This window comes from Oscillochloris sp. ZM17-4, assembly GCF_019599295.1.
GTDB lineage: Bacteria > Chloroflexota > Chloroflexia > Chloroflexales > Chloroflexaceae > Oscillochloris.
The window spans coordinates 51,860-61,518 of the sequence record NZ_JAIEWN010000021.1 but is presented as its reverse complement, the minus strand read 5'-3'; the positions used below and the strand labels follow the sequence as shown (position 1 = coordinate 61,518).

At 68.6% G+C, this 9,659-nt stretch carries 11 protein-coding genes; all 11 read right to left on the bottom strand.

From position 1 onward, the window contains the following. Positions 1–263: 263 nt before the first annotated feature. Complete coding sequence (locus tag K2Z83_RS16065; protein WP_220596205.1) at positions 264–623, bottom strand: hypothetical protein; 360 nt, start codon at positions 621–623, stop codon at positions 264–266. After that, positions 595–1,833 carry a hypothetical protein gene (locus K2Z83_RS16060; RefSeq protein ID WP_220596204.1) on the bottom strand — a complete coding sequence of 413 codons (1,239 nt, stop codon included), beginning with the start codon at positions 1,831–1,833 and terminating at the stop codon, positions 595–597. The genes K2Z83_RS16065 and K2Z83_RS16060 overlap by 29 nt, the downstream gene beginning before the upstream one ends. A 42-nt stretch (positions 1,834–1,875) precedes the next feature. After that, complete coding sequence (locus tag K2Z83_RS16055; protein ID WP_220596203.1) at positions 1,876–2,163, bottom strand: hydrogenase maturation protease; 288 nt, start codon at positions 2,161–2,163, stop codon at positions 1,876–1,878. 29 nt (positions 2,164–2,192) lie between these two features. Beyond that, complete coding sequence (locus tag K2Z83_RS16050) at positions 2,193–2,678, bottom strand: hydrogenase maturation protease (protein ID WP_220596202.1); 486 nt, start codon at positions 2,676–2,678, stop codon at positions 2,193–2,195. 181 nt (positions 2,679–2,859) lie between these two features. Then, positions 2,860–4,485: a nickel-dependent hydrogenase large subunit gene (locus tag K2Z83_RS16045; RefSeq protein WP_220596201.1), complete on the bottom strand. Its 1,626-nt coding sequence runs from the start codon at positions 4,483–4,485 to the stop codon at positions 2,860–2,862. Between the two features lie 76 nt (positions 4,486–4,561). Continuing rightward, positions 4,562–5,533 (bottom strand): hydrogenase, encoded by a 972-nt coding sequence (locus K2Z83_RS16040; protein WP_220596200.1) that lies wholly within the window; start codon positions 5,531–5,533, stop codon positions 4,562–4,564. A 267-nt stretch (positions 5,534–5,800) separates the two neighbouring features. Then, positions 5,801–6,463 carry a hydrogenase nickel incorporation protein HypB gene (gene hypB / locus K2Z83_RS16035; RefSeq protein WP_220596199.1) on the bottom strand — a complete coding sequence of 221 codons (663 nt, stop codon included), beginning with the start codon at positions 6,461–6,463 and terminating at the stop codon, positions 5,801–5,803. Continuing rightward, positions 6,460–6,804, bottom strand: coding sequence for a hydrogenase maturation nickel metallochaperone HypA (gene hypA / locus K2Z83_RS16030; protein ID WP_220596198.1), 345 nt, complete (start codon positions 6,802–6,804; stop codon positions 6,460–6,462). Before hypA ends, hypB begins: the two co-directional genes overlap by 4 nt. Before the next feature lie 4 nt (positions 6,805–6,808). Beyond that, entirely contained in the window at positions 6,809–7,717 is a 909-nt protein-coding gene (locus tag K2Z83_RS16025; protein ID WP_220596197.1) for a DUF1641 domain-containing protein, read from the bottom strand. 493 nt (positions 7,718–8,210) lie between these two features. Next, the gene (locus tag K2Z83_RS16020; RefSeq protein ID WP_220596196.1) at positions 8,211–8,891 is read right to left on the bottom strand and encodes a PadR family transcriptional regulator; all 681 of its coding nucleotides are present in this window, start codon (positions 8,889–8,891) and stop codon (positions 8,211–8,213) included. Between the two features lie 263 nt (positions 8,892–9,154). Next, a complete protein-coding gene (locus tag K2Z83_RS16015) occupies positions 9,155–9,643 on the bottom strand; it encodes a GNAT family N-acetyltransferase (RefSeq protein ID WP_220596195.1) in 489 nt (162 codons plus the stop codon). Between the last annotated feature and the right edge of the window lie 16 nt (positions 9,644–9,659).

The window sequence follows — 9,659 nt, the reverse complement described above, 5'->3', positions numbered from 1 at the left end:
TCTTCGTCACGCCGGCCTTGTGGAAGGCCTCGACGGCGTCCTTGAGGGCGATCGCCTTGCTGGCGGCGTCGCCCTCAAGGGCGCGGGCCGCCGCCGTGGCCGTGTCGACCTGCTCGGCCAGCCGCTCCAGCTCGCCGGCTATCTGCTGCTCCGCAGCGGTCATCGTTGATCCTCCAGATGTAGGGCTGCCACCCTAAAGTGTCACGTATCGCTTGTTGACGCGCTCCACCTGTACCCTGTACCCTGTGCCCTGTACCCTTGTCTTAGCCGTAGCTCACCGCCTGCTCCATGACCTCCTCGACGCGGGAGGCGAGCAGGTCGGCGAAGGCGCGGCGGGCCATCTGCTGGAGCATGGCCTCGATCGGGCCGGGGGCGGGCGGGGCGGTTGGGCGCTTGGCGATCGCCTGGAGCACGAAGCAGGCCCCGGCCGGGCTATCGAGCAGGAAGTCCTGAAAGATCGCGGCGACGAACTGGTCGAGCCAGACCCCCTCGCCCTGCGGGTCGGCGCGCAGGCGGGCCAGGGCGTTCTCGGCCCCGGCGCAGCGCTGGACGATCCGCTCGACGAAGCGCTCGCCGGCGGTGGCGAGCAGGAGGTCAAACTGCTGGCGCTGATGCGGGTCCATGCGTCTCCCTTGTGCTGGCGATCTCGGCGAGGATGCCGGCGACGGCGGCGGCCGAGTCGTCGTCGCCGGCCCCGGCGAAGAGCTGGCGGGCCTGCCCCAGCTTCGAGACGGCGTGGTCGAAGATGCCGAGGTGGGCCAGTGCGTTGCCCTGGTTGGCCAGGATCCGCGCGTAGCCGAGCGGGTCGCGCTGGGGGCTGCGGGCGTCCAGCAGCCCCTCGTAGATCTCCACCGCCTCGACGAGGTTGTCGGAGGGGTGGGCCGAGGGCAGGTGCTGGAGGGCGTTGGCCAGGTTCAGGCGGGCGCTGGCCCACTGCGCGGGGTGCCGCTCGCGGGTGTAGATCGTCAGGGCCTCGCGCAGGGCCTGCACGGCGATCCCGACCCGCAGCTGGTCGCTGGCCTCGGTCATGGGCATGGCCAGGTAGGCCAGGGCCAGGTTGCCCTGGGCGAGGGCGAACAGCTCGGGGTGGCTGGCCCGCTTGAAGACGCGCAGGGCCTCCTGGTAGCACTTCACCGCCTCCAGCAGCGGGCCGCGCTGGGCGCGGGCGATCTCCTGGTAGCGTATGCCGAGCTCTAGGGCCGCCTGGGCGTAGAGCTCGCCCAGGCCGGAGCCCCTGAGCATGCCCATGGCCTCGCGCAGGTGCTGGATGCCGACGGCGTCCGGCCCGACGCGCTGGGCGCGGGTGTCGGCCAGCGTCATGGCGAGATGGGCGGCCAGGAGGGGCGAGCTGTCGCGGGCGAGATCCAGGGCCGCGCCAAGCTCGGCCTCGGCGGCCTGGAGGTCGCCGCGCTCCAGGGCCGCGCTGCCCTGGGCCATCATGATCAGGGCGCGCAGCTCGCCGTCGCTCTCGGCGGGCGCGGGCGGGCGCTCGCTGTAGCCGAGGGTGTAGGCCACCAGCTCGAAGAGCGTGGCCAGCTCGCCGGGCGGCACGCCGGCGCGGGCGGCGTAGTCGGCCGGGCTGCCGCTGAGCACGAAGCGGTTGTAGCCGGCCAGGGGCGAGCCGTCATCGGCCAGGGCGGCCAGTGCCGCGTCGCGGTCGCCGGCCAGGGCCAGGCCGTAGAAGCGCCAGGCCGGCGGCATGGCCTCAGGGATATGTCCGCGCATCAGCGCCTCAAGCGCCGCCTCGGCGTCGGGAGCTGCGGGCAGCGCCAGGTAGCTCGCCGGGAGCGGGAAGATGCCGAGCGGCTGGGGGCGAAGGGTGATCTGGGTCATTGTACTCCTGTCGGGGCGCAGCAGGTGCCGCCTGCTGTGCCCCTACTCATCGGCGATGGCCACCCGCAGCGCGCCGGTGCCCGCGTCCCAGAAGGCCGGTCGCGGGCCGGGGGCGGTGCCGGGCGGCAGCAGCTCCCAGATCAGCACGCTGCGGTCGCCCGCGCTGTTGCGCTGCTTGAGCAGCAGCCCGCCTGCGGCCGCGCCGCGCGTGGGCAGCAGCCAAAGCTCCGGGCCGCGCACCAGGGCCACCAGGGTGTCGCTCGGGAAGCGCTGGCGGGCCAGGTCGGCCGGGAGGTGCAGGTAGCCTTTGTCTGTCAGCTCGACATCCAAATGCCTTTTCCTCGAAAAAGGGGAAGGTTTCAGGGAGGGCAAAGCCCTCCCTGGCCCTCCCTGCCGGGTTGCCCGCACAGAAAACTCGCCAGCTCCTCCATGCGCGCGGCGACGGCGGGGCTGAGCGGCGCGCCGAAGGCGAAGTCCTCGCCCTCGATCAGGTAGACGGTGATGTCGCGCGGGTACTCCTCCTTGAGCAGCCAGCGCCCGAAGGCGAGGGCGTGGTCCCATCGGAAGGCATGCTGGTTGATCCCGGTGAGCGGCGGCAGATGCTCCAGCTCGTGGCCGGGCACCTTGTAGAGCGTGCCGGGCTCCGCGCCGACCCGCGAGGCGTCGACGATGATCACCCTATCGGCCCCGCGCATCTTGAAGGCCACGTCCATGCCGGCGGTGCCGCCGTCGGCCAGTCGCACCCCCTCGGGCAGGCCGATCTCCCACATGCGCCGCACCATAATCGGGCCGACCCCGTCGTCGCCGCGCAGCAGGTTGCCGCAGCCGATGATCAGTGTGTCCATAGGGTACAGGGTACAGGGTACAGGGTACAGGGTTGGCGGTCGACTATACCATTAGGACTTACGCAGTTGGCATCTGATCGCATTGCAATGCCATGTCATGCTGAACGAAGTGAAGCATCTGTATGGCCTCAGCTGCGTAAGCCCTAACCCTATACCCTGTACCCTGTACCCTGTACCCTCGTTAACACACGCCGCCGATCTGGAAGCGCGAGAGCTCCTGTCCGGTCTTCTCGTCGTAGGCGTGGACGGTGCAGACCAGGCAGGAGTCGAAGCTGCGGGCCACGTGGCCGAGCTCGACCGGGTCGCGGGTGTCGGCGATCTTGGTGCCGATGAAGGCCTGCTCCATGGGGCCGAGCACATCCTTGCCGTCGCGCGGGCCGATGTTCCATGCGGTGGGCGTGACGACCTGGTAGTTCTCGATCTTGCCGTCCTTGATCACGATCCAGTCCGAGAGGCTGCCGCGGGCGGCCTCGGTGGAGCCGAAGCCGCGGCCGTCGGCCAGCTCCTTGGGCTTGATGTAGAACTTCTCGTGCAGGTTGAGCTGGTCGAGCCAGCCGCGGGTCAGCTTGTAGTACTTGGCGGCCTCGTGCATGCGCGCCATGACGCGCACCAGCACGCTGGGGCCGACGGTGCCGATCGCGTCGTGGAAGAGCGGGTCGAAGTCCTGCCAGCCCTCGGCGCCGGGCTTGCCGGCCATCACCTGGCGCGAGAGCGGGCCTGCCTCCAGGGGCGTGTGGCCCATGCCGGGGATCTCGTAGCGCGGCGACTTGGCCCAGGAGTACTTGCCCTGCTTGTGGCCGTCGGCCGGGTCGATTGGCTCGGTGCGGCCATCGAAGGGGTGCAGCGCGTGGTTGCCCTGGTAGAACGAGTGGCTGATATCTTCGCGCACGTTGGCCTGGTCGAAGTCGTAGTAGCTGCCATTGGCGTAGACGCCCGAGCGGTTGATCAGGGCCGCGTTGCGGCCGTCGATCGTCGGGCGGCCATACTTCTCGGGGTTGAAGTAGGTGCCGGTGGCCAGGAAGTTGCCGCAGCCCTGGCCGAACGTGTCCAGCCCGCACTTCATCGCGAAGCGGATGAAGAAGCCGCAGTCGGAGTTGTAGTGGCTCTCGTTCTCGTCCACCCAGGCCAGCACATCCTGCCAGGTCTTATTCTCCAGCCAGCGGTCGACCGAGCAGCCCAGCCAGTGCTTCTCCAGCCACTCGTCCTTCCAGTACTCCAGGATGGAGATCGCGCGGGTCACATCCGACAGAGTCGGGCCGCACATGACGCCGCCGGGCACCATGAAGCTGGAGTGGGGCCACTGGCCGCCGAAGATCGCGTAGATCTCGACCGGCTTGCCCGAGGTGGTGACGCCGTGCTCGTAGCTGGTGCCGACGAAGGGGGCGAATCGGCGCACCGCCTCGTCGTAGCCCTCGATCTGGGCGTAGTTCTTATTGGTCAGGTCGATCGCGAACAGGGCGTAGAACCAGCGCGGGATGCTCTGGAGCGTCTCGCAGGCCTGGGCGATATTGCGCACCAGGGTCGCATTCGGCGGCACCTCAGTGCCCCAGGCCGTGTCGAGGGCGTAGACCGCCTTGGTCAGGTGGCTGCCGCCGCAGATCCCGCAGATGCGCGGGGTGACGATCAGGCCGGCCTGCGGGTCCTTGCCCTTGAGGATGATCTCGAAGCCGCGGAACATGGCCGCCTCGGTCCACGCGCTAGTCACGACCCCGTCGCGCACGCTCACCCGCAGGTCGAGGTCGCCCTCGACCCGGCCGAGCGGGCTGATCCGCATGTCGAGGGTCTTCTTCTCGGCAATCGTCGCCATGGAATGTGTGCTCCTTCAGTGTGGGCGCCCACGCTGGGGCGCCCTTACAGGCTTTGCCCCGATATGTTCGTGGTGTTTACACCACGAACATATCCTCCTTGCTCCACTTGGGCGCGGCGACGCGGGCGGCGGCGGCCAGGGCCATGTAGCTGATCGGGTCGGTGCCGGTGGGCACCTCCTTGGGGATGGCCCCGCTGATCTTCTGGGTCTTGAAGACCGTGCCGGGGGCCAGGTCGAAGAAGGGGAACTCGGGCTCGGTGCAGCCGGTGCAGGGCATGCCGGCGCGGGTCTTCGAGGACTGGCGGTTCCAGAGGATGCGGTTGCATGGCGAGTGGGTCATCGGGCCGCGGCAGCCGAACTCGTAGAAGAGGCAGCCGGTGCGCGTGCCCTGGCCGAACTCCATCGTCGACTGCTTGTACTCGAAGAACTGCACGCGGGTGCAGCCCGTCTGCGTGAAGCTCTTGAAGAAGGTCGCCGGGCGCTGCAGGTCGTCCAGGCTGATGTCGGCGGTGCGCCCGCTGGCCACGGCGACCAGGATCTGCGTGACCCAGTCGGGGTGGGTGGGGCAGCCGGGGATGTTGATCACCGGCAGGCCGGCCTTGGAGACCCAGTCGGGGCCGAGGAATCCGCCCCTGTTGCGCTTGAGGTACTGCATGCCGACCGACTCGCTGGGGTTGGGGGCCATGGCCGGGATGCCGCCCCAGCAGGCGCAGTCGCCGAGGGCGACCACGATGCTGGCCTGGTTGGCCAGCTCGATCACCCAGTCCTTCATGGGCCGGTCGGCGAACATGTCCATGCGCCCGGAGCCGTTCGGCCCCATGATCACCGTGCCCTCGAAGACGAAGATGTCGAGCGGGCGCTCGCCCTTCGCGCAGGCGTAGAAGATCTCCTGGGCCTGCTCGCCGAGCTCCATCCCCAGCGAGGGGTGCCAGAGGATATCGATCCCGAAGTCCGTCACCAGATCGCACGCGCTCGGCTCCTCGGCGTTGAGGAAGGACATCGTGTTTCCGCTACACGCGCCCCCTTGCAACCACAGCAGTGTCGCCATCAGCTCCTCCTGTTTAGGCGCAACACGCTGCGCCCATGCGGTGTGTAAAATGGCAGTACCGCAGAAGTCACGCGGTCACTGGTGTCATTCCGAGCGCAGCGAGGAATCTTCCCATGACCGTGGTGGGAAGACCCTTCGCTTCGCTCAGGGTGACATGGAGATGTGGCTTCCTGGGTGACAGCGTGACTTCTGCGGTATTGCGTAAAATGTATTTCTAATCAGCGGCGGTAGCTTCGCTACCGCCGCTGATTAAAAATCTTTTGGAGGCTAGTCGGCGCGCAGCGCCTCAAGCCAGGCCATCCACTCGCCCATGCCCGCGCCGGTGCGGGCCGAGGTGGCGATGATCGTCACGTCGGGGTGGACCGACTCGATGCTCTCGTGGGCGGCGGCGGCGTCGAACTCGGCCGCCTCGGCCATGTCGAGCTTCGAGATCAGCACCAGGTTGGCCCACTGGAAGGTGCCGGGGTACTTGAGCGGCTTGTCCTCGCCCTCGGTCACCGCCATCAGCACCACCCGCCCGTGCTCGCCCAGGTCGTACCCGGTGGGGCAGACCAGGTTGCCCACATTCTCGATGAACAGGAAGTCGAAGCCGGCCAGGTCCCAGCCCTCCAGGTGGCTCGTCACCAGGTCGGCCTCCAGGTGACAGAGGCCGCCGGTCTCGATCTGGCGCACGGCCGCGCCGCTGCGGGCCAGGCGGCGGGCGTCGTTATCGGTGGCCAGGTCGCCCACCAGGGCGGCCACCCGGTAGCGCTCGCCGAGGCGGCGCAAGGTCTCCTCAAGCAGGCGGGTCTTGCCGGCGCCGGGGCTGGAGAGCAGGTTGAGCACCCGCACGCCGGCGGCGTCGAAGCGGGCGCGCAGCTCCTGGGCGAGCCGGTCGTTCTTGCTCAGCACGCTCTGGCGCACGTCGATCATGCGGGGTGAGTTGCTCATTCGACCTCCAGGGATGTCAGCTCCAGCTCGCGGCCCTGGACCAGCTGCCCGGTCGGGCGCTGGCAGATCGGGCAGCGGAAGACCTGCGGGCTCGGCAGCTCGGACTCGACCCCGCAGTGGATGCAGAAGACGCGCACGGGAAGCTCCTCGATCTCCAGGCGGGCGCCCTCAACCAGCGTCCCGGCGGCGGCAAGGTCGAAGCTGAAGCGCAGGGCGTCGGGCACGACCGACGAGAGCGCGCCGACACGGACGTAGAGGGCCGTCACCTGGGTGGCCTCGGCCTTGCGGGCGGCCTCATCGGCCATCTGGACGAGGCTCATGGCGATCGAAAGTTCGTGCATGAGGTTATTTCTTCAGGCTCTGGCCGAACCGCTTGCCGAAGGCCACCACGAGGCTGGCGGCGCGCTGGATGTCGGGGTCGCCCAGCGAGCGCAGCATGCCCAGGATATTGAGCCGCTTCGGCTGGCGCCGGCTCTCATCATAGGTCTCGGCGAAGGCGTCGCCGGCCTGGCCCACCACCTGCACCGTGTGCGGGTGGAAGACGCCCGAGCTAAGCAGGGCGTCGAACTCGGGCGAGGCGACGAAGGGCTCCAGCCGCTCGATGACATCGATAAACTTGGGGGCGACGGTGGCGAGGCGCGGCAGCATGGGCAGGAAGGCGTTCATGGTGGCGATCAGGGCCGGCAGCCTGGGCAGCAGATCGTTGGCCGCGCCCACCAGCTGCTCCAGGTCGAGCGGGCCGCCGGCCGACTTCTCGCGCAGCTCGGTCAGGCTCGCGCGGATGTTGTCGGTCAGCTCCTCGCCCCGGCGCATCGCCCCATCGACGGCCGCCACCCCGAAGACGAGCAGGTCCATATTGCCGAGCAGCGTGGTGAGCGCGCTGAGCGTGGCCGGGTCGCCGAGGGTCTCCATCGTCGTCTTGAACTCGGGCGAGGCCGAGAGCCGCGCCAGCTGGCCGGCCGTCGCGCTGAGGGCCGGCAGGTCGCCGGCGAGGCTGGAGAGGCTGGCCACATACTGGCCGCTGTCGGCGGGGATGGCCTGCTTCACCTCGGCGACGCCGGCGGCGATATTGTCGGCGATCGCCTCGCCGCGGCGGACGAGCCCGTCGAGGGCGCCGGCCGAGAAGGCCAGCAGCTCGGCGTGGTCGAGCAGGCGGTGCAGGGCCTCGGCGGTGCGCGGCTCGCTCAGGCGGTCAAGGAGCGCCTCGGCCGATGCCTCGCGCGGGTGAACGGGGTACGCGCCGTTTGTGGTCATCGTGTGCCCATCCCTGGACGTATGGTGCATCCGTTGCACGCATGAGGTTCGCCGCTCGCGCGCATACGATGCCGCGAGATCTGGGGTGTAGCTAGGCGCGCGAACCACATGGATCATGAATACGCATGATCACGTAGGGGTGCGCATGGAGGGGCCGGGGGGGTTGTGATAGGTTGAGAACAAGTTTGTGAATAAAATTATACCGATTGTGCGCGGGCTGTCAATGCATTCTTTGTGTGCAAATAGTACAAGTTTCGCGTGCGATAGTTGTGCATTCCGAACTGTTGCGGGATATTTATTCTTTGTTGCGTAGAAGTAACGCTGTCACCCTGAGCACCCGGCCCGTAAAGCGACGGGCGGTCAATCCGGTTTCGGTTGACCGAATGCACATGGGCTTCAGCCCCCGGCGGGCCGTCGCCGCACCGACCAACGCGGGGTGGCGGGAGCTGCGCGCAGCCCCCGCCACCCCGCTTCGAACAGGCTCGCCTCACGCTTACTCCGGGCTGTCGGCCAGGATGCGATAGACCTCGCGGCGCGCCCCATCGATCACCTTGCCTACGGCCTGAACCTGCTCGGGGGTGCCGTGACGAGCCGACTGCATCACGACCTCGATCAGCGCCCGCGCGCTCCGCCGCAGGCCGTCCAGCCCCTCGCCGCCCTCGTCGTGGCGGAAGCCGTGCTGCCCCTCGCCCCCGCCCTGCCGCTCGGCCAGCAGCAGCCGGCCGCTCTCGGTGATCGTGTAGATCCGCTTGCCCTCGGCCTGCTCGCTCGTCAGGTGGCCCTCGTCCGCCAGCAGCTGCAGGGTCGGGTAGACCGTGCCGGGGCTCGGCCGGTAGAAGCCGGCGTAGCGGCTCTCAAGCTCCTTGATCAGGTCGTAGCCGTGGCGGGGCTGCTCGGCCAGCAGCTCAAGCAGGGCGAACTTGATATCGCCGCGGCGGTGCCGCCGCCGCGGGCCGCCGTCCCCGCCGAAGGGGTCGTCGCCAAAGGGGCCGCCGCCGAAGGGGCCGCCGCCGAAGGGGCCGCGCCCTTTGCGGGCCATCCAGAAGGCCATCCGCCGCCGGGCCCAGGGCGGCATGTCGTGCTCCTCATCGTGCCGCGTCCAGGGCGGCCCATGGTGATGTCCGCGCCCCTCGTGCCGATCCTCGTCGTGTCCGTAGTAGTGTCGCTTATGCATTCCTGTAGTCCTTCTTTCGATATATCGTTATCTCGATGACGTGACTATATCATGCTAACGATATATCGTCAAGAGGCTATTATGTCTGATTTGTGTTAGATTCTGTGCCCGGCGACAACACCGCGCACGGTGAGGGGGTGGGCGAGCGAAGCGCTCCCACCCAAAAAACTGATGGTGCTGCGGCGCGGCTACGCCGCGCCGCAGCACCATCAGTTTTTTGTGGGGCTGTCGGAGGTGTGTTCGCGTCGATAGGATTGCGCGGATCACCCCGGCGCAGCCGTAGGCCGCAGCATAACGATGTACTCGCGGCCGCTGGCGGGCGAGTTGAAGCGCTGCGCGCTGCGGAAGCCCAGGTTGGCGTACAGCCGCCTGGCCCGCGCGTTGAAGGCCGCCACCGTTAGCCGGAGGGCCGGCGGGCGAAACTGCGACTCGGCGAAGGTGAGGATCGCCCCCAGGTAGCGCCGCCCCAGCCCGCGCCCGGTCAGGTCAGGCCGCATGGCGATACCCAGGTCCAGGGCGGGCGCGGCGTAGTCGCCCCCGCGCACCCGGCCCTCCTCGCCGAAGCAGCAGAATCCCACCAGCGCCCCGCCCTCGCGTAGCTGGAAGTAGCCGTAGGCCGGGTCGCTGAAGATCGCGATGAGCTTCGCCGGCTCCTCGTCGAGATCGTAGATGTCGTAGGGCGGCGGGTAGCGCCAGCCAGTCGTCTCCTCGGCGGCGGCCGCGTCCATCGGCGTGATGGTGAGATCGCTCATCGCGGATCTATACCCC

Coding starts and splice junctions, on each gene's coding strand:
- K2Z83_RS16065 (WP_220596205.1), bottom strand. CDS start 623: ATGGACCCGCATCAGCGCCAGCAGTTTGACCTCCTGCTCGCCACCGCC.
- K2Z83_RS16060 (WP_220596204.1), bottom strand. CDS start 1,833: ATGACCCAGATCACCCTTCGCCCCCAGCCGCTCGGCATCTTCCCGCTC.
- K2Z83_RS16050 (WP_220596202.1), bottom strand. CDS start 2,678: ATGGACACACTGATCATCGGCTGCGGCAACCTGCTGCGCGGCGACGAC.
- K2Z83_RS16045 (WP_220596201.1), bottom strand. CDS start 4,485: ATGGCGACGATTGCCGAGAAGAAGACCCTCGACATGCGGATCAGCCCG.
- K2Z83_RS16040 (WP_220596200.1), bottom strand. CDS start 5,533: ATGGCGACACTGCTGTGGTTGCAAGGGGGCGCGTGTAGCGGAAACACG.
- hypB (WP_220596199.1), bottom strand. CDS start 6,463: ATGAGCAACTCACCCCGCATGATCGACGTGCGCCAGAGCGTGCTGAGC.
- hypA (WP_220596198.1), bottom strand. CDS start 6,804: ATGCACGAACTTTCGATCGCCATGAGCCTCGTCCAGATGGCCGATGAG.
- K2Z83_RS16025 (WP_220596197.1), bottom strand. CDS start 7,717: ATGACCACAAACGGCGCGTACCCCGTTCACCCGCGCGAGGCATCGGCC.
- K2Z83_RS16020 (WP_220596196.1), bottom strand. CDS start 8,891: ATGCATAAGCGACACTACTACGGACACGACGAGGATCGGCACGAGGGG.
- K2Z83_RS16015 (WP_220596195.1), bottom strand. CDS start 9,643: ATGAGCGATCTCACCATCACGCCGATGGACGCGGCCGCCGCCGAGGAG.